Source organism: Flavobacterium sp. H4147 (assembly GCF_029360735.1).
Classification (GTDB): domain Bacteria; phylum Bacteroidota; class Bacteroidia; order Flavobacteriales; family Flavobacteriaceae; genus Flavobacterium; species Flavobacterium endoglycinae.
Genome location: NZ_JARKNB010000004.1, coordinates 79,974 through 103,071 on the forward strand (window position 1 = coordinate 79,974; position 23,098 = coordinate 103,071).

Consider the following 23,098-nt stretch of genomic DNA (forward strand, 5'->3'; position numbering starts at 1 on the left):
GCAGCTACAAGTTTACCCCCAGATTCAGTTTTCCAATATATGAAGATATTAGAAGAGTTATCACGTTTTAGAATGTCCCGTTATTTCAAACTTTTGTTTGTCTGCTGGGATATTGTTTTGTTGAATACTGCCATAATTCTTTCAGCTCTGGCCAGATTTGGAACTCTGGATGAGCTTTTTATAAAAGAAGAAAAAACGGTTTCTTTGCTGGCAAATCTCGTTTGGATTGGTCTTCTTCTTAATAATGATTCCTATCGTATGATCCGTATCGAACGTATCGAATCTATTGTAAAACGTACAACCAGAAAGCTGATTATTCATGCTTCGGTAATTTCGATTTTTGTCGTTTACCTTAAGTTCGCCGATATTTCCCGACTTCGTCTGCTTTTTTTCTATCTTTTCTTTTTCGCTATATTGCTCGTTTCGCGTTACATTTCAATGAAACTGCTAAAAGAAATAAGAGCAAAAGGGTATAATTTTAGGAAATTTATAGTTGTAGGCGCTAATGAAACCGGCGAAAGAATGAAAAAAATCTTAGCCAAAGATCTAACATATGGGTATCGGTTTTTAGGTTTTTTCGACGGAAATCCTGATCCATCTTTTTCAGAAGAAATTCTGGGAGGTTTTGATAAAATTCAAGAGTTTATAGTCAAAGAAGGTGTCGAAGAAATGTACATTGCGCTTCATATCGATCAGGTTGAGGTTATAAATGAATTGATTAAAGTATGCGAACAAAACATGGTAAGAATTAAATTTATACCTGATTTCCAGTTGTATACTAAATCAAGTAAAGTCGAAATCACCTTTTACGAAAATACTCCCGTATTAATGTTTCGTCCAGAACCTTTAGAATCTTCAATAAACAGATTGATCAAAAAAGCATTTGATGTGTGTTTTTCGGGTCTTGTAATTCTGCTGATATTTCCTTGGTTATTTCCTATCGTAATGCTCATTATTAAAATCGAATCGCCTGGACCTGTATTTTTTAGACAAAAACGTTCAGGACGTGACAATCGCGAATTTTTATGTTTGAAATTTAGAAGTATGTACGTTAACGATCTGGCTCATAATAAACAGGCAGGAAAAGGAGATAGTCGTATAACGAAATTTGGAGCTTTTATACGTAAAACCAGTATTGACGAACTGCCTCAATTTTTCAATGTTTTCTGGGGAGATATGTCGGTTGTTGGCCCTCGTCCGCACATGATCAATCTTGCTAAAGAATACAGCGAATTGATTAATCATTATTTAGTGCGTCAGTTTGCAAAACCTGGAATAACAGGCTGGGCGCAGGTAAATGGGTACCGCGGAGAGACAAAAGAGCTTGTCGATATGGAAAATCGAGTAGAATACGATATTTGGTATATCGAAAACTGGAGTTTACTTCTCGATATTAAAATTATCATTAGAACGATAATCAATGTTCTAAAAGGTGAAGAAAACGCGTATTAGTTTTTAAAATTTAAAAAACTGATTGTTGGTTATAACTTCTTTCAGCTGTACTGAAGAATCAATTTTTATTTTTTGATGCAGCGATTCGATGTGTTTTCCGTGGTGAACATCTGTTCCCGCGAAATCATACATTCCTTTTTTCAATAAAAGTTCAGCTGTTTTAGTGATTGCACTTCCATAATATCCCATTACAGCCAATAAATTTAACTGAAATAAACAACCGGATTTCTTGAGGTTTTCGTACTCACCAAAGTTTTTATGAAAATAAACATATCTTTCAGGATGTGCCAAAACAGGTTTGTATCCAGCAAGCTGAATATCAAAAATCATTTTATAAAGGTTGAATGGCGCGCTTAAATACGATATTTCAACCAATACGTAATTATCCTTTAAAGTCAGCAGTTTTCCTTCTTTTAAATGATTCTCAAACCAATCGTCCATAAAATATTCGGCAGCAGCCTTGAATATTGGTGTGCTGTTTTCTTCTTTTAATAAAAGTTTAGTTTCATTGTATTTTGCTGCAATGTCTTCTTCAGAATTATTCCAAACATAATGATTAATGTGTGGTGTGGTTACAAACTGAGAAATTCCCAAATCCTCAAAAGCTTTTGCCAGTTTTACAGTTTTTTTAATCGTTTTTGCACCGTCGTCTATTCCCGGCAGTAAATGCGAGTGAATATCAACAAAGTCTCCGGCTAAAAGATCTTTTAAATAAGGTTTGGATTTGAAAAATGATAACATGGGCGCAAAAGTAAAAAAATGATACCGTTTTTATCTATGCAAGAACAGATTAATGCAAAATAAAATAATATAACCATGTAACACCATTTTAGAATTATGCTATATTTGATAAAAAAGTAATATTTTATGAAAATTAAAGAGAATTTGTATAATCAAAGGATTATTTCGATTGACGCTTTGCGCGGAATTACCATTTTTGTAATGATATTTGTAAACGAACTTGCAAGTATTCAAGATGTGCCACAATGGATGAGACACATGCCTGCCGATGCCGATGCGATGACCTTTGTCGATTTAGTTTTTCCTGCTTTTTTATTTATTGTCGGAATGTCGATTCCGTTTGCTTTCAATGCCCGTTTAATAAAAGGTGACCCTCCAAAAACCATCTGGACACATACACTCAAACGTGCTTTAGCATTAATCATTATTGGTGTTTATATGGTTAATTCAAGTGAAGGTTTTGATGCTTCAAAAATGATCATTTCACCTGCAGTCTGGGGACTTTTGGCCTATGCCATGCCAATTCCTATCTGGAATAAATATCCTAAAGATTTTTCAGCGGGTTTAAAATTTGTACTTCAATACGGCGGAATGCTGGTTTTAATTGCCCTTTATTTTTTATATGTTCAAGAAGGAACAGGCAAAGTTGGAATCACGCCGCAATGGTGGGGAATTTTAGGGCTGATTGGCTGGGCATATCTTATTTCGGTTATTTATTATTGGCTGGTTTCTGGCAGATTATGGGCAATGATTGCTTTTTTGGTAGTTTGTGTCGCTGCAAATTCTATTCATTTAACCAAAGATATTCATTTGCCGGAATGGCTTGGGTTTATTGTCGGACATTTAACTCATACTTCATTAGTAACCGCCGGAGTTGTAATTTCATTATTGTTTTTTGACCGAAAAGTCGAAGCTAAAATAAATTGGCCTGTAATATTATTTATAGTATTATTTTTTGTTGTTGGATTTTCGCTTCGTCCATACTACGGAATTTCTAAAATACATGGTACGCCATCATGGACGATGATTTCTGCCGGAATTTGTACTATTTTATTTTACTTTCTTTTCTGGCTCATGGAAATCAAAAAGAAAACTAAGTGGAGCGAATTTTTCATGCCAGCAGCGGCTAATCCGTTATTGATTTATATCCTGCCAGGAGTTATTTATTATTTCTGTAAAGCATTAAACCTTCACATTATTCCAGGCTATTTTAGAGTAGGAATTCCAGGAATTATCTGGTCGCTGCTGTTTTCTATTATCATGCTGTATGTCATGAGGATTTTTAACAGATTTAAAATTCAATTGCATTTATAATTTTCTTGAATAAAAAAAATTAACCGCAAAGTACGCAAATAGTAAAGGTGCGGCACAAAAAAGCGCAAAGTTCGCAAAGCTTAATCAATAAATAGCTTTGCGAACTTTGTGTTTTATAGAATCTCGCTCATTAAAAAACTTAGCGTGCTTTGCGGTAAATAATAAAGGAATACACTATTCAATAATAACTGACTTTATCTCTAAAACCGCTTCAGAACTTGGATTGTAATTCACAAAATTGAACTTACACAGATTATGAATATTTAAGAGCTTTCCGTTTAGATTGCCATCTTGCCTAAAATTTGTCCAAGGAATTTTTATAGTCGTGAATTTTTCAGAAATAGGTAAGTCAACTCTTGGATGTGAACCGCCATGAACACATCCAGTTCCCTCAGCATTTCCTTCGCGTGCCTGCAGTTTAATCAGCTGATTTGATTTGTAAGTGATACTCACAAATTTTGAATTTTGCGAGAGGTTTGTAGGTGCGCCGTCATTCGAATCTGATTCGGTAATCATGACGTTTAATTCGATTTCTCCAATCGGACTTTCTTTTGCAGTAACTCTAACAATTCCTTTTTCTTTCCGAATGGCATTTATAGTTTCTTGGGTTTCATTAACCGGACCGGCAACAAACCACGTTGAGGTTTTTACTAAATCAATTCTAGATTTTGTTTTTTCTCCTGCGAAAGCAAAACCCATTACTACATATAAAATGGATGACAAAAACAAACCGATAATTGCTATGCTGCTTTTCATAAAATTTCCTGTTCTATTTCAAAAATAAGATTTCTTTTTATTCTTTGTGAAAATAAGATGACTATTCTGAATAAAATTTTAAATTTGTAAGGTGTTGTTTTTGAAAAAGTTGCGGTATGAAAAATGTAAAATTGATACTAGGTTTGTTTTTCTTTTTTCAAGTGCATTTTTGCTATTGCCAAAACGATTCTATTTCAAACAACAATAAAGATATTTTAGATGTTCTGCTTAAACTTTTCCATAAAAATGATTCAATCAGACAAAATACAGATAAGAAAATAGCTTTTTCACTGCTTCCTATTCCCGTTGATGCTAATAAAAGTACCGGTTTGGTCGTTTCCTTTTTAACAACATTTTATCTCGGAGACAGCGAAACGACCAAAATGTCGCAGATTACCTTTTCGCCTTATTTTAGTTTTACCAAGCAATATGTTTTTCCCATTCAATCGTATATTTATACAAAAAACAATAATTGGAATTTTACAGGCGATTATAGATTTATGATTTATCCGCAAGATACGTATGGCTTAGGCGGACATAATACTGATGAAAAAATGTCGACTCTCGATTATCAGCAATGGCGGTTTTATCAATTTGCAACCCGAAGAATTTTTGGAAATTTTAGAGGCGGATTAGGATTGCTGCTGGATAATTATCAAAATATTTCTGAGAAATCATACACAGAAGATGAAACAGATTATTATAAATATATGAATGGAGATTTTTCAGATGAAAACTCCTTTGGAATCGCGATTCAAGGACTTTACGATTCGCGCGAAAACAACGTAAATCCAGAACAAGGAATGTATATAGAAGCCGATTACCGTATAAATACGAGCGGTGTTGAAGGTAAAAAATGGAATTCTATTTATATTGATGCCCGAAAATACCATTCTTTTCATAAATACAAGCACAGAGTTTTAGCCTACAGAGCCTTTTACTGGTCAACTTTTGGAGGAAAACCACATTATTTAGATCTGCCGAGTATTGGCTGGGACAGAGAAGGAAAAACAGGCCGAGGTTTTACCCGAAATAGATTTAGAAGTAATGCTCTGATTTATTTTGAATCCGAATATCGGACCGATATTTCCAGAAATGGTTTTTGGGGAGCCGTATTTTTTACCAATATTTCTTCGGTTTCTAAATTCGATACCTACGATTTTAAAAAATGGAATCCTGCTGCTGGCGCTGGACTGCGTATTAAATGGAACAAGAAAAACAACAGTAATTTAGTACTCGATTACGGAATTAGTAAAAACGACTGGTCATTGCGATTAGGTTTGGCCGAAAATTTCTAACTTTCCCCAAAATCAATTTTCTATTTTTTTCATGCAGTTATCGGTAATTATACTTAATTATAATGTGCGTTACTTTCTAGAACAATGCGTTTTAAGCGTTCAGGAAGCAATCGCCGAACTTGATGCCGAAATAATAGTAATAGACAATAATTCATCAGACGACAGCTGTTTGATGATGAAAAGTAAATTCCCCAATGTAAAACTCATTGAAAACAAAGAAAATTTCGGTTTTCCAAAAGGAAATAATATAGGAGTTGAACAAGCGCGCGGAAAATACATTTGTATTCTAAATCCGGATACTGTTGTTGCTGATGATACTTTTGTAAAAATTTTGGCTTTCGCCGAAGAAAAGCAAAACCTCGGAATCGTGGGCTGTAAATTAATTGACGGAACTGGAAGTTTTCTGCCCGAAAGTAAACGAGGAATTCCAACTCCATGGGTGGCATTTACCAAGATTTTCGGATTGTATAAAATAGCTCCAAAATCAAAACTTTTCAATCAATATTATGCCCAGCACATCGATGAAAATCAAACTGGAAAAGTAGAAATTCTCGTAGGCGCTTTTATGTTTATGGAAAGAAAATTATATCTCGACGTAAACGGTTTTGATGAAAATTGCTTTATGTATGCCGATGATATTGATTTGTCATACCGCGTTTTACAGCTTAAAAGATCGAATTATTACTTTCATGAAACGACAGTGCTACATTATAAAGGAGAAAGCACCATAAAAGATGAATTGTATATGAAACGTTTTCAAGATGCAATGAATTTTTTCTACGAGAAGCATTTTAAAAAATCATGGTTTTTTAGTTTTTTTATTCAAATAGGAATCTGGATTTTTTCATTTGTAAAAATGTTTCAAGGAAAACCAAAAGTAAAACCATTGCCAGAAAGTTATATTTTGTATTCAGAAAATGCGAATTTGTTTGAAAAACTGGCTTCGATTTTAGAAAATAAAGTTAGTTTTTTAGATTTCAAAAAGGAAAAAATGGTAAATTCGTCGCTGATTTTAAAGGGCAAAAAGACAGAGATCATTTTGGATAATCACTATATTTCATTCAAAAAATGTATCAATATCATAGAAACTCTTAAAGATAAGAACATTACTTTTAAGATTTTCCCTAAAAGAACAAGTTTTAGTATTGGAAGTAATTCTAGAAATGACAGGGGGCAAATCATGAAAATTGAGTAAAAAATTATATTAAGTGAAATTTATATTCAAAATTTTCAGTAATTTCGCAATCAGAAAATCAAAATCACCCTTTAGAATAACAATATGGCAAGATTTGAATTAAAGCTTCCTAAAATGGGAGAGAGCGTCGCTGAAGCAACCATAACCAACTGGTTGAAAGAAGTGGGAGACAAAATTGAAGCTGATGAAGCAGTACTGGAAATTGCAACTGATAAAGTTGACAGTGAAGTGCCAAGTGAAGTATCAGGAATTTTGGTTGAACAATTATTTGGCAAAGATGATTTAGTTCAGGTAGGGCAGACAATTGCAATTATCGAAACTGAAGGCGGTGATGAACCAGCTGCAAAAATCGCACCGCAAGAAATTGCTGCTCCGGCAGAAGCTATAGAAATTGAAAAATCAATTGAAGCAGTAAAAGAAAATACGGCACCTCAGGATTTTTCTGGTTCTGAGAAATTCTTCTCTCCGTTAGTAAAAAATATTGCAAAAGAAGAAGGAGTTTCTGTTATTGAACTTGAAAATATTCAAGGTTCAGGAAAAGATGGCCGAGTAACTAAAGAAGATATTTTAAAATACATAGACGACCGTAAATCTGGAGTTGTACAAACGCCAAAAGCGGTTGAAGAAGCTCCAAAACCAGCTGTTGAAGCGCCAAAAGTGGTTGCGGAAACACCAAAAGCGGCAGAACCTGCGGTTCAGAAAAGTCAGCAGGCAGTTCCGGTTTCTGTAAACGGAGCTGATGAAATTGTCGAAATGGATAGAATGCGTAAACTAATCTCAGGATATATGGTCGCTTCTGTACAGACTTCGGCTCACGTTCAGTCTTTTATTGAAGTTGACGTAACCAATATTGTAAAATGGAGAGATAAAGTAAAAGCAGCTTTTGAAAAAAGAGAAGGTGAAAAACTTACTTTTACGCCAATTATGATGGAAGCTGTTGCGAAAGCATTAAAAGATTTTCCTGGAATGAATATTTCTGTTGATGGCGATTATATCATCAAAAAGAAAAACATCAACTTAGGAATGGCGGCTGCGTTACCAAATGGGAATTTAATTGTTCCTGTAATTAAAAATGCAGATCAGTTAAACCTTGTTGGAATGGCAAAAGCGGTTAACGATTTAGGAAACCGTGCAAAAGCAGGAAAACTAAAACCAGACGATACTCAAGGTGGAACGTATACAGTTACAAACGTAGGAACTTTTGGAAGCGTTTTTGGAACTCCAATTATCAATCAGCCTCAAGTCGGCATTTTAGCACTTGGAGCTATTCGTAAAGTACCTGCAGTTATCGAAACTCCAGAAGGAGATTTCATCGGAATCCGTCAGAAAATGTTCTTGTCGCACTCTTACGATCATAGAGTGGTTGATGGTGCATTAGGAGGAAGTTTTGTGAAAAGAGTAGCAGAATATTTAGAAGCTTTTGATGTAGATAGAGATTTCTAATATATTACTAAAAATACATTCAGAACCCGAAAAAACGAGACCGTTTTTTCGGGTTTTTCTTTTTTAAGAAATCGGGAAAATCTTTTTTCAATGCTTTTTTTGGACGTTTTTTTAAAGTTAAAATTCGAAAAATAGCCTTATTTTGGTCAAAAAAATAGAATTTGGGGCGGAAAATTCGCCTTTTAAAATTACATTTGTAATTCTTATAAAAATTAAAAATGGAATTAAAACTTAACAAACCAATCTGCTTTTTTGATCTTGAAACAACTGGAATTGATATAGGTAAAGATCGAATTGTAGAGATTTCAATATTTAAAGTTTTCCCAAACGGAAATAAAGAAAGTAAAACCTGGCTGGTTAATCCAACAATTCCAATTCCTCCGCAAACAACTGCTGTTCACGGAATAACCGATGAAAAAGTAGCAAACGAACCTACTTTTGCAGAATTGGCTCCGCATATCCACAATATGATTAAAGACAGCGATCTTGGAGGATTTAATTCAGACCGATTCGATATTCCGTTATTAGCAGAAGAACTGCTTCGCGCGGGAGTTGATTTCGATATGAAAAATAAAGTTTCTGTTGATGTTCAAACTATTTTTCACAAAATGGAAGAACGCACATTAAGTGCTGCTTTGAAGTTTTATTGCGGAAAAAATCTAGACAATGCGCATTCAGCAGAAGCAGATACGATGGCAACTTACGAAATTTTAAAAGCGCAGCTGGATCGTTATCCTGAACTGGAAAACGACATGAAATCTTTATCTGAATTTACCACTCGTAAAAAGATAGCTGATTTCGCTGGAATGATTGCTTTTGACAATGATAATGAAGAGATTTTTACTTTCGGAAAACATAAAGGTGCCAAAGTAGAAAAAGTGTTAGAAACTGAGCCAGGATATTTCAGCTGGATTCAAAACGCAGATTTTCCTCTGTATACCAAAAAGGTGTTGACGGGAATAAAATTGAGAAAATTAAATACGAAATAAGGTGCTGAGGTACTAAGGTTCTAAGGTTGTTTAGTTTTTTACCTTAGAATCTTAGTGCCTTAGAATCTTAGAACCTATAAAAGAAATGAAGATTATTTGTATCGGTAGAAATTATACCAATCATATTGAAGAGCTGAAAAACGAACGTCCAGACGAACCGGTGGTGTTTATGAAACCAGATTCGGCAGTGTTATTGAAGCAGCATCCGTTTGTAATTCCCGAATTTTCTGAAGAAGTTCATCACGAATTAGAAATAATTGTGAAAATTAACAAAGTAGGCAAGTACATCGAGCCTAAGTTTGCACACAAATATTATGATGATATAAGTGTGGGTATCGATTTTACAGCCAGAGACTTACAAGATAAATTGAAAGCAAAAGGACTTCCGTGGGAAAAAGCAAAAGCATTTGACGGATCAGCAGTTATTGGAGATTTTTTACCAAAAAGTGATTTTGTTTCGTTAGAAAACCTTACGTTTGAACTCAAAAAGAATTCAGAAACAGCTCAAATAGGAAATACAAGTTTAATGCTTTGGAAGATTGATGAGCTTATTTCGTATGTGTCTCAGTTTTTTACATTGAAAATAGGAGATATTATTTTTACAGGAACGCCGGCAGGTGTAGGACCAGTTAAACCGAACGATATTTTAGAAGGCTTTTTAGAAGATAAAAAATTATTTAGAATACAAGTAAAATAATGGCTTTAAAGTACAACCTTTCGAAAGTGTATGCGCTTTCAGATAATGATCCCGAATTTGTAAACGAAATTCTAAAATTATTTGTTACAGAAGTTCCGGAAGATTTAAAACAAATCAAAGAAGGAATCAAGAAAAAGGATCATAAATATGCCTATTCTTATGCACACAAAATCAAGCCTACATTAGATTTAATGGGGTTAAATGTTGCTTTTGAAGAAATCCTTCAGGTTGAAGCTTGGACAAAAGCAGAAGGAAAGAAAAAAGACATCATAGAAACTTTTAAAAGCATAAAAGTACAGGTGAAAGACGCGATTAAGGAAATCAAAAAAGACTTTGATTTATAAAAATAAAACGACCTGATTCGTTTAAAAGAATCAGGTCTCTTTTCTGATTTTCAGAAAATAACTTTTGTTTAGAATATCATACCACACCATATTCTTGTAATACGTTTTACTTCCCCAAAAACGAGACAGAAACAAAAGAACCACTTCATAAATTAATGGCTCAATAAATAGAGTGTAAAAAATAATTCACATGAAAGCAGTTATTGTTACGATTGGAGATGAAATTTTAATTGGTCAGATTGTAGATACAAATTCTAATTTCATTGCCAAAGAGCTGGATCGCATAGGTGTTGAAACGCATGAAATGATTTCAATAAGTGATGATAAACAGCATATTTTGAATACATTTAAACAATTGCAGAATAAAGTTGACATTGTAATTGTAACTGGAGGTCTTGGGCCAACAAAGGATGATGTTACTAAAAAAACTTTCTGTGAATATTTTGATGACGAACTGGTGGTTAATCCAGAAGTTTTAGAACACGTAACACAATTGATTGAAGGTTTTTATAAGAGACCAATTTCTCAGTTGAATAAAGATCAGGCACTTGTTCCATCAAAATGCACCGTTCTGCATAATAAAATGGGAACAGCTCCGGGAATGTGGATGAAAAAGGAAAATACCGTTTTTGTTTCGCTTCCAGGTGTGCCGTATGAAATGAAATATCTGGTCGAAAATGAAATAATTCCTAAACTTGTCCGCGAATACGAACGACCTTATATTATTCATAAAACCATTTTAACCTATGGTCAAGGAGAAAGTTTAGTTGCAGAACGTATTGAACAATGGGAAAACAATCTGCCTGAATTTATAAAATTGGCTTATCTGCCAAATCCGGGACGAGTCCGCCTGCGTTTAACAGCACGCGGAACCAATAAGGAAAAACTAGAAGAAGCAATTGAAAGCAACGTTCGTTCTTTAGATGCTATAATTCATGATATCATAGTAGGATATGAAGAAAATGAAACCATAGAAACAGTTGTTGGAAAACTGCTGGCAAAACAAAATCAAACCGTAGCAACGGCGGAAAGCTGTACGGGCGGAAAAATAGCATCACTTTTATCAAGTGTTCCGGGATCTTCTTCTTATTTTAAAGGAAGTGTTGTTTCGTATTCGACTGAAGTTAAGGTAAATGTTTTGGGAATTCCACAGGAATTGGTAGATCAATTTTCAGTAGTAAGTGCCGAAGTGGCATCTGCTATGGCACAGAACGTTAAAAAATTACTGAAAACGGATTACGCGCTAGCAACGACGGGCAATGCAGGACCTTCTAAGGGGGATTCAGATGCTGAAATTGGAACCGTTTTTATAGCTTTAGCAACGCCTGAAGGTGTAATTACTGAGGAATTTAACTTTGGACAACCACGTGAAAAAGTGATAGATAGGGCAACCGTTAAGAGTTTAGAAATACTGCAAAAAGAAATTTTAAAAATTGTTCGATAAATTTTGGTACAATGGTTTATTTTTCTTTTCTTTGCACCCTGATTTTGAATAACGATAAAAGATAAGTATAATGTCAAGAGTTTGTGACCTTACAGGTAAAAGAGCGATGGTAGGAAATAACGTTTCTCACGCTATGAACAAAACTAAGAGAAAGTTTTCTGTAAACTTAGTTAAAAAGCGTTTTTATCTTCCAGAAGAAGATAGATGGATTACTCTTAGAGTAGCAGCATCTACGATAAAAACAATTAATAAAAACGGAATCACTGCTGTTTTGAAAAAAGCACAGTCAGAAGGATTTATCAAATAATCTTTTCCTAAATAAATATATAGCAAGATGGCAAAGAAAGGTAATAGAATCCAAGTAATTTTAGAATGTACTGAGCACAAAACTTCTGGTGTTCCAGGAACTTCTAGATATATTACAACTAAGAACAAAAAAAATACTCCAGACAGATTAGAGATTAAAAAATTTAATCCAATCTTAAAAAGAGTAACTGTTCATAAAGAAATTAAGTAATAATTAGAGATTTTGTAAATCTCAATGGTTGTTTTGCCATTTGAGTTTTATAAAAACTTCAAATAACATTTGAATCATGGCAAAGAAAACCGTAGCATCGTTACAAACATCTTCTAAGAGATTATCAAAAGCCATCAAAATGGTAAAATCTCCAAAAACTGGTGCATATATATTCGTTGAATCTATTATGGCTCCTGAATTAGTTGATGAATTCTTGAAAAAGAAATAATTACAATCACATCATATAGAAAAGCTGCTTTCTTTCGGAAGTAGCTTTTTTATTTTTATATTTGTTTAAAATTTTATAGGAACACCGCAAATTTGTGTTTTTTTAAACATTTGTTCCCGCCATACTCTTTATCTTTACCTGTCTAAAGAAGCCAGGCAAAGGATATCGATCCTGTCGGGGTTACATTAAAAACAATAGGCATTCTATAGACATAGAGATGGTTTCAAAACTTAAAAGAAACGATCTGGAACTAACAATAAATAAAAAAATGAGTTTTTTTAAAAAATTATTCTCTACCGAAAAAAAAGAGACTTTAGACAAAGGTCTTGAAAAAACAAAAACTACTTTTTTCTCTAAGTTAAGCAAAGCTGTTGCTGGAAAATCTAAAGTCGATGATGATGTTTTAGATAATCTGGAAGAAGTTTTGGTAGCATCTGATGTTGGTGTTAATACAACATTGAAAATTATTGAAAGAATTGAAAAAAGAGTATCTGAAGATAAATATCTAGGAACAGATGAGTTAAACCAAATTCTGCGTGATGAAATTGGTGCTCTTTTATCTGAAACTAATACCGGTGAAGCTACTGAATTTGAAATTCCGAAAGATAAAAAACCGTATGTTTTAATGGTAGTAGGAGTAAATGGAGTAGGAAAAACAACTACTATTGGTAAATTAGCTTATCAATTTAAAAAAGCCGGACACAAAGTAGTTTTAGGTGCAGCTGATACTTTCCGAGCAGCAGCAATCGATCAATTGCAAGTTTGGGCTGATCGTGTAAATGTGCCTATTGTAAGACAACAAATGGGAAGTGATCCAGCTTCTGTAGCATTTGATACTTTACAGTCGGCAGTGGCTCAAAATGCCGATGTAGTGATTATTGATACTGCAGGACGTCTTCATAACAAAATTAATTTGATGAACGAATTAACGAAAGTAAAACGTGTGATGCAGAAGGTTGTTGACGATGCTCCTCACGATGTACTTTTGGTTTTAGACGGTTCTACAGGACAAAATGCTTTTGAACAAGCCAAACAATTTACAGCAGCTACCGAAGTGACTTCACTAGCCGTTACTAAATTAGACGGAACTGCAAAAGGTGGTGTTGTAATTGGAATTTCGGATCAATTTAAAATTCCTGTAAAATACATTGGTGTTGGCGAAGGAATTGAAGATTTGCAAGTCTTTAATAAATACGAATTCGTTGATAGTTTCTTTAAATAATTTATAATGAAAAATATATCGGCTGTTACGTTCTATTTTGCCAGCGTAATATGTTTTGTTTTTGCAAACGTATTGAAAGGTACTAATATTTCAGTTTATTATGTTTTACTGGTTTTAGGAGTAATTTTATTCTTTTTGGGAGTTCTTAAAAGAATAGGGACTAATCGCTAGAGTTTTAGTAAAATATAAATTCTAAAAATATTGAGCTTTTAAATAAAAGATTTTGATGACTTTTATTTAAAAGCTCTTTTTTTATTGGTATAAAGCGCTAATCTTTTCCCATAAAGTTTTATCGAAATCAGATAACGCCAGATTAACATTGTCAGCAGCATCACCCATTCTGATTACGACCATTTTTTTACTTGGAACAACGTAAATTTTCTGATCATTTTTACCCAGCGCCATAAACATATCGTTTGGTCCTGTTGGAATTACACTCCCTTGAAAAGTAAGCTGTGATTGTGGTAAATGATAAGAAGTTTTTCCGTTTAGCCACCATAAATAGCCGTATCCTAAATTAATATTTTGTGAAGTAGTTGTAGCTTCATTAAAATATATTTCGTTTAGAATTACGTTGTTTTCCCATTTTCCTTTGTTGAGCATTAATAATCCGAAACGCGCCATACTTCTAGTTGTGCTGGTGTAAACACTATTTACGCCAAGTTGTACCCAAGTACCGTTCATTCCGATTTTGTCTCGTAATTTCGCATTAAAATAATTCTCCCAAGTTTGTCCGCTGGCTTGTGCTACAACGTCCTGAAGTTTTACATACACATTATGATACGCCCATCGTGTTCCAGCATCGGCTTTATAGATTAAGCTGGCGGGGTCAACATCGTCTGTGCTGTCGTCAAGACCAGATGTCATGGTTAGTAAATGTTTGCAGGTGATTAAATTTTCTTTGGCTAAAGTTTCGCTTGTCCATCCGGTTCCTAAATATTGTGAAACTTTGTTGTTGATGTTAAGCAGATTTTCTTGCTGAGCAATTCCGGTAACAGTTGAAGTTAACGTTTTTCCGGCGCTGGCCCAATACCAGTTTGTTGTAGCTGAATGTCCGTTGAAATAATTTTCGAGAACGATTCTGCCGTTTACTAAAATAATAAAAGATTTAGAATGTTTAAGTTCAAGATAATCCAATAAAGGCTGTACTGCGGTTTGATTCCATTTTAAATCAGCAATAGATCTGGTTTCCCAAGTTGTTCCGGTTAAAGGTGGGAAATACATGCTTTCTGACGGTGTTGGTACAGGATCTGGTTCGGCCGTGTCTTTACTGCAGCTTATGCACAATAAGGCTGTCAGTACAATACAAATGATTCGGTTCATGGTTTTTGGTTTTAGTTTGGGCTTTGACCAAAAATATGCAAAATAGTTTAATGGGATTTGTAATTTTTTATTTCTTATAGATTAACTTTGCAGATTACGAATTTTCTTTTGAAAACGAAGTCTAGCCCTGATGGGAGCGGCATCCTTTTTCTGGCTTCTTTAGACAGAAAAAGATACAGCGTACAGCAGGAATAAGCTTCTAATAAATGATATGATTATTATGAAAAACACTTTTATGATTTTGGTTTTGTCTTTATTGTTTGTGAGTTGCAAACAGAAAATAAAACCAGCAGATATTGCGAAATTAAATGGATATTGGGAAATTGAAAAAGTGGTTTTTGATAAAGGTGAGGAGAAGGCGTATGGAATGAATGAAAATTTTGATTACCTTCAAGTGAAAGGAAATAAAGGAACGAGAATGAAAGTTATGGCGCAGCTTGATGGGACTTTTTTAACTACAGATACTTTTGAAAATTTTTCGGTTCGGTTTACAGATAAGGGAACTTTTCTGGATTATAAAACAGATTATGCGAAATGGAGTGAAGAGTTAATTTCGATTTCGGATGATCAATTTGTGGTGAAAAATGATCAGAATAAAGAATATCATTATAAAAAGGCGGGACCTGTAAATTTGTTGAAAGATGGCGAAAAGACTAAATAACGAAAGTACAATTGGTGCAGTTTTGCAGCAGATCATTCAGGTGAATAAATTGCAACCTGGAATGGATCAAATCGACGTGCGTGAGGCGTGGAGACAGTTAATGGGAAATGGTGTAAATACGTATACCAGAAATGTTGTTTTGAAAGGCAGTACTTTGTACGTTGAATTGGGATCGGCTGTTTTGCGTGAGGAATTAAGTCACGGAAAATCGAAAATTGTTAAAATGATTAATGAAGAGTTGGGTAGAGAAGTAGTTAAAGATGTGGTTTTACGATAATCCAGCGTGTTTTTAATAAGATTAGTTCTGATTTTAAAATAAATTTAACACTTCCTGTTTTGGAAGTGTTTTTTTTACGATACATTTGAACACTTTTATTTTTTAAAATATATCGTAAATTAATTAATCCAAAAACAATTTAAAAACACATGAAAAGAATTTTACTTATTTTAACTGTATTGTTTGCTTTAACTGGTTATTCTCAAAAGAAGAAGGTTGCTGTTGTTTCTTTTTACACAGACAAAACGATAGATCTTTCTGAATTAGGTTTAAACGGATTAGCTGCTATTGCTGATTTAGGAAACAATCCAGACTTTAATCTTTCTCCAATTTTAGAGAAATACCATAATGCATTTTTTAATGATTATTCTAAAAAATTCCCTTTTGAATTACTTCCAGAAACTGATGTAACCCAAAAGCCAGAATACATTGCTTTTACTCCTAAATTTGCAAGAGAAGGTGGAGAAAATGGTACTATTATTAACTATCCTGGATACAAATATATTTATGAAGGAATTAATGGTTCTGCAAATGAAGAAGCATCTGCTCAAATATTTAAAGATGTAGCTGATGGTGTTTTATTTACAGAAATTCATTTCGCTGTTGTAAAAGGATTCGCTGTTGGTGGAACTGGAACTGTAAAAATGAAAGCTTATGCAAGAATTGCTTTGTATGATAAAACAGGAAAAAAAGTATTTGCTTTTTCTGAAGGTGCAACTTCTAAGAAAACTGGTGCGATTGTAGGCGGAGTTCCTGTTTTAAGTCTTGAAAAAGTATTGCCGATGTGCGAAAGTGCATTGGAAGAACTTTTGAAGGATCTTGATGAAAAAATTGAGAAAATCGTTAAAAAGTCAGACAAGCTTTAATCGATATTTGATATAAAAAAAATCCATTTCAATTGAAATGGATTTTTTTGTTTTTATGGATTAGGTTTAGCAATCTAAACTCTAAAAATTAAAATTGTTCTCTTCCTGCAAAGTGGAATGCTGATTCGATAGCAGCGTTTTCATCGCTGTCAGATCCGTGAACTGCATTTTCTCCAATAGAAGTTGCGTATGCTTTACGAATAGTTCCTTCAGCAGCTTCAGCTGGGTTTGTAGCTCCAATTAAAGTTCTGAAATCTTCTACTGCGTTTTCTTTTTCTAAAATTGCAGCAACAATTGGTCCGCGTGACATAAATTCAACTAATTCTCCGTAGAAAGGTCTTTCTGCGTGAACTGCATAGAATGCTTTAGCATCAGCTACAGTTAATTGAGTTAATTTTAAAGAAACGATTTTGAAACCACCATTAGTAATCATTGCTAAGATATTCCCGATGTGTCCGTTTGCAACAGCATCTGGTTTAATCATTGTAAAAGTTCTATTTGTTGCCATTTTATATTTTATTAAATTTTGTGCAAAAGTATACTTTTTTTATGAATTGTTTTTAATAAATTCATAATTAAAACGTTTGAGAATAATGTTTTGACTAAAAAACTTTTTCTTCGAACCGCATAAGTAATATAAGTCCATTTAATTACTTTGTGTAAATTTATTGCTTATGAAACTATTCGGTTTTGCTGCAATGAACTTAAATAACTTATGGTTGATTAAATTTATACTTTGAAAATCAATTTATTTCTGTAGAATATCCACAGAATGAATGTCCAGATACAAACATACACTAATGCTCCCACAAGTGAAGCAGTCATTGGATTACTAAAAAATGGTGCTATCCAGAATTTGTAGAGATAATTGAGTAAGTTGATTTTTTCTGAGGAATTATGCGGATTTTGAAATTCGATCATTACCAAAGCCTGCGGAATAATCTGCGATGTAAAAAATACAATCATTGGGTTAACTCCCCAGATTAAGAAAGGTTTGAATCCTTTTTTATAATCGGCAATATCAATTGTATAATATAGAATTGTCAGGAAAACTGTTGCCAATCCAGTTGTGTATAAAACATAACTGCTTGTCCAGATTGATTTGTTGATTGGAAAAACCAAATCCCACATTAATCCTAAAAAGATAAGCACAGTTCCTGCGATTCCCATTTTTTGTGCTTTCAGAATTTTAGTGGTATCACGCTGTAAAACCTGACCAATCAAAAGACCAATAATTCCGTTTACGATTGAAGGCAGCGTGCTTAAAATTCCTTCAGGGTCCCAAGTTACTGTACCTCGATACATATGACCTTTTAGCAAAATGCTGTCGACCCAAGCCGCAAGGTTTGTTCCTTTATCAAGATTCGCTTCTCCAATTCCAGGAACAGGAATTAAGGTCATTACAGCCCAATAGCCTAATAATAAAACTGCTCCAGTTATAATTTGTGTTTTCTGTGATGTTTTTAGATACAAAAGAGAAACTACAAAGTAAACAATCGCAATTCGCTGTAAAACTCCTGGAAGCCTTACATCATGATAGGCTTCGATACCGCTGTAAGCCAGAAACAGATAAATAAACAGAATTGAAAAGGCTAAAATATTTTTGACTTTAGAACTAAAACTTCCCATTAAAGCATAACCAACAGCGATCGTTATAACTAAACGTCCGATTAAAAGCGGAATGCCTTCAAGTCCGAATAATTGGATTTTTCCGAAAAAGTTAAAGAAAATCCCCAAACAAAACATTCGCAAGGAACGGATTAGGATTTTATTGAAAGTGGTGTCGTCGTAATACTTGTCGGGCATTGCCAGCGGAACTGCGACCCCCATTATAAATACAAAAAAGGGAAAAACTAAGTCGGTTGGCGTACATCCGTTCCATTCGGCGTGAAGCAGCGGCGGATACACATTGCCCCAGTCTCCGGGATTATTGACAATTGTCATTAATAAAATAGTGAGTCCGCGAAAGACATCTAGCGAAATTAAGCGTTCTTTTACCATTGGTTTTGGGTAAATTGGTTAGTTAATAATTTTAATAATCGCTATTTGGTTTATGGAAGTAATAATTTTGAGAAGATAGGTGGTTATTTGTTTCTCGTAATTATTACTATATTATTTGACACGAATGCAATCGTGCCTTGTGTCTTAAATGATTACAATGTTAAAATTCATTTCTAAAGGTTTTAGTTTCTGCATTAAGAGTGGTATTAATTGTTCGCCTTTTTCTAAATAAAATTCAGAAAAATTGCTTTGACGCTCTTGTAAACCATTATTTGGAAACAGTTCACATTGCAGATCTATTACACGTTGCAATTGATCGTTTAGTTTTCTTTTCTGTGCTTTTAATAATCGTTTTTCTAAATTTTCTAAACCTTTCATCTGTTTTACTTCTTGGGCTTTTACAGCTCCCGAAAAGGATTTGTCAGTTTGATTGGCTAGATTGTAAAGATATTCAAATTGCGTTTTCAGCGTTTCTTTTTGAGCAGTTAAATCAATCGGGAAAGCTGAAATTTTGTGTGTAATCTCATTTACTAAATTTTCCTGTTTTGTGAATAAATCTTTCCAGCTTAAATTTAAATTATCGGCTTTTTTAGCTTGCTTTTCAGTTGTTAATAAAACTGAATTACGAACTAAAAGCATTGGAAAAGTGATTTTGACAGCATCAAAAAAAGATTTTAATTCCAGCCAGTACGCTATTTCTCCGCCTCCGCCAATGTAACATAAATTCGGCAGGATTATTTCCTGATACAATGGACGCATAATCACATTTGGACTGAATTTTTCAGGATTGCTGTTTAGTAAGTGTAGAATTTCTTCTTTAGAAAATGAGATTTTAGTATTGTTTACAAGGTATTTATCATTTTCAAAAATGATTCTTTCCCGAAGATTATCTTCAATATAAAATAAATTAATCTCACGAGGATTTACCTGAACAGTATATTGTTTTAATTCTTCAATCGTTTTTTGAACAGTATGAAATGAAGTCTGTTTTTCTAATTCTTCTTTTATGTACGGAATAAATGCTTGTTTCAAATTAGCATCATCAGCATCAATAATCACTAAACCATGGCTTGCAAATAAACTATTTGCTAAAAAACGAGTGGCATCAGCGAGATTATCATGTTTTACGTAAGCTTCTTCAAAAAGAGTTTTTAAGGTATTTGCATTAGTACTCGATCCTAGTTCTAAAGAATAGATTTCTAAAAACTCGGTTAAACCTTCGGTGGAAAGGCGCCCAACTGGACCTGTACTTTCTCTATTCCATCTGAATTTTTTTCCTTTAAAGTTAAAATAGTTGATTTCTTCAAAATCATGATCTTCAGTCGCCATCCAATAAATTGGAACAAAATTGCTAGAAGGATATTTTGATTTTAATTCTTTGGTTAAATTAATCGTAGAAATAATTTTATACAGAAAATATAACGGACCACTAAATAAATTTAATTGATGACCAGTGGTAATGGTAAATGTATTTTGAAGAGTAAGGAGTTCAATATTATGTTTGGTCGAATCTGAAATTTCAATGTTTTGATATTGCTTTCTTAACGTTTCAACTAATGGAATTCGGTTATTATTATCAAAATTGGATTGTTTTTCGTGAATTTGTTTTTCGAAGTTTTCCAGTGTTGGAAAATTATTATATAAAGATTGTAAATGTGGTTTTTGATCTAAATAATCTTGTATCAAGGTAGAGAAATATCCTGAATTTTGGTAGCTGATACAGTCGGTAGGCATAATTTTAGATTTATTTTTGACAGCTGTAAATTTAATGAAAATATGCAGTTAAAAATGTTTTTAACGATTGCTTATGATTTGATTTTTTTAGATTTGATTTAAAGTTCCTATAATCAGGTTTTTAATTTGGCTTTAAAATAGAGTTTGTAAAATAGAAAACTCATGAAATTTGTTAAATAATTATCGACGTTTCGAAACTAATTGTTGTAAATGTGAATTATTAATAATGAAACTCTATTTTTGTAATCAAAAAAAAGTTATATCTATTTTAAAATGAAAACGACCCCAAATCAGAAGAACTCATTAAAGCACGTTCTTTTTGGAAGCCTTATTGGTACCACAATCGAATTTTTTGATTTTTATATTTTTGCCAATGCGGCGGTATTGGTTTTTCCCCAATTATTTTTTCCAGGTTCAGATCCAACAGTGGCGACTTTGGAATCGTTAGCTACTTTTTCAGTTGCATTTTTAGCGCGTCCGCTAGGTTCTGCTTTTTTTGGACATTATGGCGATAAAATCGGGCGTAAATTTACTCTTGTAGCGGCTTTGCTTACCATGGGAATTTCGACAGTTACCATTGGATTTTTACCAAGTTATGCCAGCATTGGTGTTGCCGCGCCTTTATTGTTAATGCTCTGCCGATTTGGACAAGGTGTTGGTTTAGGTGGAGAATGGGGTGGGGCGGTTTTGCTTGCGATTGAAAATGCGCCTCCGCATAAACGTGCTTGGTACGGAATGTTTCCGCAATTAGGCGCTCCAATTGGATTGCTGCTTTCTGGAGGAACTTTTTTATTACTAACGGATTCTATGAGCAATGAAGATTTTATGGATTACGGCTGGAGAATTCCCTTTATTGCCAGTGCACTTTTGGTAATAGTTGGTTTTTATATCCGAACAAAAATTACAGAAACGCCTTCATTTGAAAATGCTAAAAAGCATGAAGAAGAAGTAAAAGTTCCATTTTTAACTTTGGTAAAATTATATAGAAATCAATTGATTTTTGGAACCTTCGCGGCCATTACAACCTTCTTGGTTTTCTATTTAATGACTGTATTTACTCTAAGCTGGGCAACCTCTGATTTAGGAATTGTAAAAAGAGATGGTTTGTTGATACAATTATTCTCGGTGTTGTTTTTTGCCATTTTTATTCCAATTTCCGCAGTTGTGGCCGATAAAATTGGTCGTCGTAAAATGCTTATTGCGGCAACAGCAGGTATCGCTGTTTTCGGATTTTTCTTTTCTTATTTCTTAAGTGTTGGAAATATTACTCTGGTTACTATTTTTGCTTGTATAGGAATGACTTTAATGGGATTCACTTACGGACCTTTGGGAACTTTTTTATCAGAATTGTTTCCAACAAATGTTCGTTACTCTGGTGCATCTTTAACATTTAATATGGCAGGAATTCTTGGAGCGGCTTTTGCACCGATGATTGCGATTTGGCTAGCTAAGAATTATGATGTCAGTTATGTAGGCTTTTATTTAGTTGCCGCAGCTTGCATTTCTTTAATTTCATTTTTAGTAATCAGCAAAGACGAACATAAGTTTTAAAAAAACTATTTTACAGATTTTAATGAAGCAGTAACTAAAAAAGTTGCTGCTTTTTTTGTGCATTAAAAAAGTATTTAGATATTTGTCTAAATATTTAAATATTATGAATGAAATTTTTAAAGCTTTAAATGATTCCACAAGAAGGGAGATTTTGGATCTCTTGAAGGAGAAAGACCGATCGGCAGGAGAAATTGCCGATGCTTTTAATATTTCGAAACCCAGTATTTCGCATCATTTGGATATTCTAAAAAGAGCTGATTTAATTACGTCTGAAAAAAATGGACAATTCATCATTTATTCCATTAATACTACCATCATGGACGATGTTTTACAATGGATACTAACTTTTAAACATTAATAAAATGAACCTAGAATTTAAAAAAGAGCTTCCCATAATTGGAATTGTTTTGATACCTTTTGTTTATTTGGCAACAATTTGGAATAGCCTTCCTGAAAGAGTACCTATACACTGGAATTCGAAAGGAGAAATTGATAATTGGGGAAATAAACTGGCTTTAATCGCTTTGCTTTTTATGCTTCCTGTTTTGACTTATGTGATCATGTCAGTGATTACTAAAATTGATCCCCAAAAAAAATTGACGTTAATGGGAGGGAAGCTTTATCAGCTTAAATTTTTTCTAGTTCTTTTTATGTCAATTCTGGCTTTGTTTATTGTGTACAGCAGTAAAAATCAATCTTTTTCAAGTCCGAATTTCACTTTTGTTATGATTGGCGCATTGTTAATGATTTTCGGAAATTATTTTAAAGTAATCCGCCCCAATTATTTTATCGGAATTCGTACACCGTGGACTTTAAAAAATGAAGAAGTTTGGAAACTGACACATGTTTTTGCAGGAAAGTTGTGGTTTATTGCGGGCTTTTTAATCATTTTAAGCAGCCTGGTTTTTGAAATGCCTGTTTTCTCAAAAGTTTTTTTCCCATTTGTCCTTATTGTGGCAATTATGCCAATTGTATATTCTTATTTTAAATATAGCAGCTTGAAAAAAGGAGAAAATTTATAAATCAATTAATTGAAAGAGTGAT

Annotated in this window: 25 protein-coding genes; 19 read left to right on the forward strand and 6 right to left on the reverse strand. The window is 33.6% G+C overall.

Annotation, left to right across the window (positions count from 1 at the left end; all coding sequences use genetic code 11):
* The first annotated feature begins 39 nt into the window (after positions 1-39).
* Positions 40-1,452, forward strand: a complete 1,413-nt coding sequence (locus tag P2W75_RS17675; RefSeq protein ID WP_207295037.1) for an undecaprenyl-phosphate glucose phosphotransferase — start codon at positions 40-42, stop codon at positions 1,450-1,452.
* 3 nt (positions 1,453-1,455) lie between these two features.
* Here P2W75_RS17675 and P2W75_RS17680 read toward each other — a convergent pair whose 3' ends face one another.
* Positions 1,456-2,193, reverse strand: a complete 738-nt coding sequence (locus tag P2W75_RS17680; RefSeq protein WP_276381495.1) for a tyrosine-protein phosphatase — start codon at positions 2,191-2,193, stop codon at positions 1,456-1,458.
* Positions 2,194-2,319: 126 nt separating this feature from the next.
* On the opposite strand from P2W75_RS17680, the gene P2W75_RS17685 reads away from it, so the two are divergent.
* Entirely contained in the window at positions 2,320-3,507 is a 1,188-nt protein-coding gene (locus P2W75_RS17685; protein ID WP_276381496.1) for a DUF5009 domain-containing protein, read from the forward strand.
* A 174-nt stretch (positions 3,508-3,681) separates the two neighbouring features.
* Here the strand turns inward: P2W75_RS17685 and P2W75_RS17690 are convergent, their stop codons facing one another.
* Positions 3,682-4,263: a hypothetical protein gene (locus P2W75_RS17690; RefSeq protein WP_276381497.1), complete on the reverse strand. Its 582-nt coding sequence runs from the start codon at positions 4,261-4,263 to the stop codon at positions 3,682-3,684.
* Between the two features lie 116 nt (positions 4,264-4,379).
* Between P2W75_RS17690 and P2W75_RS17695 the strand changes: the two genes are divergently transcribed.
* The 11 genes from P2W75_RS17695 to ftsY all read left to right on the forward strand — a co-directional run bounded on the left by P2W75_RS17695 (position 4,380) and on the right by ftsY (position 13,641).
* Complete coding sequence (locus tag P2W75_RS17695) at positions 4,380-5,561, forward strand: hypothetical protein (protein ID WP_276381498.1); 1,182 nt, start codon at positions 4,380-4,382, stop codon at positions 5,559-5,561.
* A 31-nt stretch (positions 5,562-5,592) separates the two neighbouring features.
* A complete protein-coding gene (locus P2W75_RS17700) occupies positions 5,593-6,756 on the forward strand; it encodes a glycosyltransferase family 2 protein (RefSeq protein WP_276381499.1) in 1,164 nt (387 codons plus the stop codon).
* Positions 6,757-6,840: 84 nt separating this feature from the next.
* Positions 6,841-8,199 (forward strand): dihydrolipoamide acetyltransferase family protein, encoded by a 1,359-nt coding sequence (locus tag P2W75_RS17705; RefSeq protein WP_276381500.1) that lies wholly within the window; start codon positions 6,841-6,843, stop codon positions 8,197-8,199.
* A 218-nt stretch (positions 8,200-8,417) separates the two neighbouring features.
* Positions 8,418-9,188 (forward strand): 3'-5' exonuclease, encoded by a 771-nt coding sequence (locus tag P2W75_RS17710; RefSeq protein WP_207295043.1) that lies wholly within the window; start codon positions 8,418-8,420, stop codon positions 9,186-9,188.
* A gap of 85 nt (positions 9,189-9,273) precedes the next feature.
* Complete coding sequence (locus tag P2W75_RS17715; RefSeq protein WP_207295044.1) at positions 9,274-9,885, forward strand: fumarylacetoacetate hydrolase family protein; 612 nt, start codon at positions 9,274-9,276, stop codon at positions 9,883-9,885.
* Positions 9,885-10,229 carry an Hpt domain-containing protein gene (locus tag P2W75_RS17720; RefSeq protein ID WP_012026948.1) on the forward strand — a complete coding sequence of 115 codons (345 nt, stop codon included), beginning with the start codon at positions 9,885-9,887 and terminating at the stop codon, positions 10,227-10,229. Before P2W75_RS17715 ends, P2W75_RS17720 begins: the two co-directional genes overlap by 1 nt.
* 190 nt (positions 10,230-10,419) lie before the next feature.
* Positions 10,420-11,673, forward strand: a complete 1,254-nt coding sequence (locus P2W75_RS17725; RefSeq protein ID WP_276381501.1) for a competence/damage-inducible protein A — start codon at positions 10,420-10,422, stop codon at positions 11,671-11,673.
* A 70-nt stretch (positions 11,674-11,743) separates the two neighbouring features.
* Entirely contained in the window at positions 11,744-11,980 is a 237-nt protein-coding gene (gene rpmB / locus P2W75_RS17730) for a 50S ribosomal protein L28 (protein WP_008468080.1), read from the forward strand.
* 27 nt (positions 11,981-12,007) lie between these two features.
* Positions 12,008-12,190: a 50S ribosomal protein L33 gene (gene rpmG / locus P2W75_RS17735; protein ID WP_008253902.1), complete on the forward strand. Its 183-nt coding sequence runs from the start codon at positions 12,008-12,010 to the stop codon at positions 12,188-12,190.
* 76 nt (positions 12,191-12,266) lie between these two features.
* Positions 12,267-12,419 carry a DUF4295 domain-containing protein gene (locus P2W75_RS17740; RefSeq protein WP_012026946.1) on the forward strand — a complete coding sequence of 51 codons (153 nt, stop codon included), beginning with the start codon at positions 12,267-12,269 and terminating at the stop codon, positions 12,417-12,419.
* Positions 12,420-12,687: 268 nt separating this feature from the next.
* The gene (ftsY, locus tag P2W75_RS17745; protein WP_276381502.1) at positions 12,688-13,641 is read left to right on the forward strand and encodes a signal recognition particle-docking protein FtsY; all 954 of its coding nucleotides are present in this window, start codon (positions 12,688-12,690) and stop codon (positions 13,639-13,641) included.
* Positions 13,642-13,893: 252 nt separating this feature from the next.
* Here the strand turns inward: ftsY and P2W75_RS17750 are convergent, their stop codons facing one another.
* Positions 13,894-14,964 carry a serine hydrolase gene (locus P2W75_RS17750; RefSeq protein ID WP_276381503.1) on the reverse strand — a complete coding sequence of 357 codons (1,071 nt, stop codon included), beginning with the start codon at positions 14,962-14,964 and terminating at the stop codon, positions 13,894-13,896.
* A gap of 220 nt (positions 14,965-15,184) precedes the next feature.
* On the opposite strand from P2W75_RS17750, the gene P2W75_RS17755 reads away from it, so the two are divergent.
* The 3 genes from P2W75_RS17755 to P2W75_RS17765 all read left to right on the forward strand — a co-directional run bounded on the left by P2W75_RS17755 (position 15,185) and on the right by P2W75_RS17765 (position 16,768).
* Positions 15,185-15,625, forward strand: a complete 441-nt coding sequence (locus P2W75_RS17755; RefSeq protein ID WP_276381504.1) for a hypothetical protein — start codon at positions 15,185-15,187, stop codon at positions 15,623-15,625.
* Positions 15,606-15,902, forward strand: coding sequence for a DUF721 domain-containing protein (locus tag P2W75_RS17760; protein WP_207295050.1), 297 nt, complete (start codon positions 15,606-15,608; stop codon positions 15,900-15,902). The genes P2W75_RS17755 and P2W75_RS17760 overlap by 20 nt, the downstream gene beginning before the upstream one ends.
* Before the next feature lie 149 nt (positions 15,903-16,051).
* Positions 16,052-16,768 carry a hypothetical protein gene (locus P2W75_RS17765; protein WP_276381505.1) on the forward strand — a complete coding sequence of 239 codons (717 nt, stop codon included), beginning with the start codon at positions 16,052-16,054 and terminating at the stop codon, positions 16,766-16,768.
* A gap of 88 nt (positions 16,769-16,856) precedes the next feature.
* Here the strand turns inward: P2W75_RS17765 and P2W75_RS17770 are convergent, their stop codons facing one another.
* The 3 genes from P2W75_RS17770 to bshC form a co-directional block, all read right to left on the reverse strand.
* On the reverse strand, positions 16,857-17,276 hold the full coding sequence (locus P2W75_RS17770; protein WP_071634812.1) for a nucleoside-diphosphate kinase: 420 nt from the start codon (positions 17,274-17,276) through the stop codon (positions 16,857-16,859).
* Between the two features lie 221 nt (positions 17,277-17,497).
* Positions 17,498-18,769 carry an acyltransferase family protein gene (locus tag P2W75_RS17775; protein ID WP_276381506.1) on the reverse strand — a complete coding sequence of 424 codons (1,272 nt, stop codon included), beginning with the start codon at positions 18,767-18,769 and terminating at the stop codon, positions 17,498-17,500.
* A gap of 144 nt (positions 18,770-18,913) precedes the next feature.
* A complete protein-coding gene (gene bshC, locus P2W75_RS17780) occupies positions 18,914-20,503 on the reverse strand; it encodes a bacillithiol biosynthesis cysteine-adding enzyme BshC (protein WP_276381507.1) in 1,590 nt (529 codons plus the stop codon).
* Positions 20,504-20,776: 273 nt separating this feature from the next.
* On the opposite strand from bshC, the gene P2W75_RS17785 reads away from it, so the two are divergent.
* From P2W75_RS17785 to P2W75_RS17795, 3 genes are all read left to right on the forward strand, one after another.
* The gene (locus P2W75_RS17785; RefSeq protein ID WP_276381508.1) at positions 20,777-22,054 is read left to right on the forward strand and encodes an MFS transporter; all 1,278 of its coding nucleotides are present in this window, start codon (positions 20,777-20,779) and stop codon (positions 22,052-22,054) included.
* Between the two features lie 103 nt (positions 22,055-22,157).
* Complete coding sequence (locus tag P2W75_RS17790; protein ID WP_207295055.1) at positions 22,158-22,412, forward strand: autorepressor SdpR family transcription factor; 255 nt, start codon at positions 22,158-22,160, stop codon at positions 22,410-22,412.
* Between the two features lie 4 nt (positions 22,413-22,416).
* Entirely contained in the window at positions 22,417-23,076 is a 660-nt protein-coding gene (locus tag P2W75_RS17795; RefSeq protein WP_276381509.1) for an SdpI family protein, read from the forward strand.
* Positions 23,077-23,098 lie beyond the last annotated feature (22 nt).

Excerpts from the sequence above, each read along its gene's own strand:
- P2W75_RS17690 (WP_276381497.1), bottom strand. The coding sequence starts at position 4,263 with ATGAAAAGCAGCATAGCAATTATCGGTTTGTTTTTGTCATCCATTTTA.
- P2W75_RS17680 (WP_276381495.1), bottom strand. The coding sequence starts at position 2,193 with ATGTTATCATTTTTCAAATCCAAACCTTATTTAAAAGATCTTTTAGCC.
- P2W75_RS17695 (WP_276381498.1), top strand. The coding sequence starts at position 4,380 with ATGAAAAATGTAAAATTGATACTAGGTTTGTTTTTCTTTTTTCAAGTG.
- P2W75_RS17740 (WP_012026946.1), top strand. The coding sequence starts at position 12,267 with ATGGCAAAGAAAACCGTAGCATCGTTACAAACATCTTCTAAGAGATTA.
- P2W75_RS17765 (WP_276381505.1), top strand. The coding sequence starts at position 16,052 with ATGAAAAGAATTTTACTTATTTTAACTGTATTGTTTGCTTTAACTGGT.
- rpmB (WP_008468080.1), top strand. The coding sequence starts at position 11,744 with ATGTCAAGAGTTTGTGACCTTACAGGTAAAAGAGCGATGGTAGGAAAT.
- P2W75_RS17790 (WP_207295055.1), top strand. The coding sequence starts at position 22,158 with ATGAATGAAATTTTTAAAGCTTTAAATGATTCCACAAGAAGGGAGATT.
- P2W75_RS17770 (WP_071634812.1), bottom strand. The coding sequence starts at position 17,276 with ATGGCAACAAATAGAACTTTTACAATGATTAAACCAGATGCTGTTGCA.
- P2W75_RS17775 (WP_276381506.1), bottom strand. The coding sequence starts at position 18,769 with ATGGTAAAAGAACGCTTAATTTCGCTAGATGTCTTTCGCGGACTCACT.
- P2W75_RS17785 (WP_276381508.1), top strand. The coding sequence starts at position 20,777 with ATGAAAACGACCCCAAATCAGAAGAACTCATTAAAGCACGTTCTTTTT.
- ftsY (WP_276381502.1), top strand. The coding sequence starts at position 12,688 with ATGAGTTTTTTTAAAAAATTATTCTCTACCGAAAAAAAAGAGACTTTA.
- rpmG (WP_008253902.1), top strand. The coding sequence starts at position 12,008 with ATGGCAAAGAAAGGTAATAGAATCCAAGTAATTTTAGAATGTACTGAG.
- P2W75_RS17795 (WP_276381509.1), top strand. The coding sequence starts at position 22,417 with ATGAACCTAGAATTTAAAAAAGAGCTTCCCATAATTGGAATTGTTTTG.
- P2W75_RS17720 (WP_012026948.1), top strand. The coding sequence starts at position 9,885 with ATGGCTTTAAAGTACAACCTTTCGAAAGTGTATGCGCTTTCAGATAAT.
- P2W75_RS17675 (WP_207295037.1), top strand. The coding sequence starts at position 40 with ATGAAGATATTAGAAGAGTTATCACGTTTTAGAATGTCCCGTTATTTC.
- P2W75_RS17750 (WP_276381503.1), bottom strand. The coding sequence starts at position 14,964 with ATGAACCGAATCATTTGTATTGTACTGACAGCCTTATTGTGCATAAGC.
- P2W75_RS17705 (WP_276381500.1), top strand. The coding sequence starts at position 6,841 with ATGGCAAGATTTGAATTAAAGCTTCCTAAAATGGGAGAGAGCGTCGCT.
- bshC (WP_276381507.1), bottom strand. The coding sequence starts at position 20,503 with ATGCCTACCGACTGTATCAGCTACCAAAATTCAGGATATTTCTCTACC.
- P2W75_RS17700 (WP_276381499.1), top strand. The coding sequence starts at position 5,593 with ATGCAGTTATCGGTAATTATACTTAATTATAATGTGCGTTACTTTCTA.
- P2W75_RS17725 (WP_276381501.1), top strand. The coding sequence starts at position 10,420 with ATGAAAGCAGTTATTGTTACGATTGGAGATGAAATTTTAATTGGTCAG.
- P2W75_RS17760 (WP_207295050.1), top strand. The coding sequence starts at position 15,606 with ATGGCGAAAAGACTAAATAACGAAAGTACAATTGGTGCAGTTTTGCAG.
- P2W75_RS17710 (WP_207295043.1), top strand. The coding sequence starts at position 8,418 with ATGGAATTAAAACTTAACAAACCAATCTGCTTTTTTGATCTTGAAACA.
- P2W75_RS17755 (WP_276381504.1), top strand. The coding sequence starts at position 15,185 with ATGAAAAACACTTTTATGATTTTGGTTTTGTCTTTATTGTTTGTGAGT.
- P2W75_RS17715 (WP_207295044.1), top strand. The coding sequence starts at position 9,274 with ATGAAGATTATTTGTATCGGTAGAAATTATACCAATCATATTGAAGAG.
- P2W75_RS17685 (WP_276381496.1), top strand. The coding sequence starts at position 2,320 with ATGAAAATTAAAGAGAATTTGTATAATCAAAGGATTATTTCGATTGAC.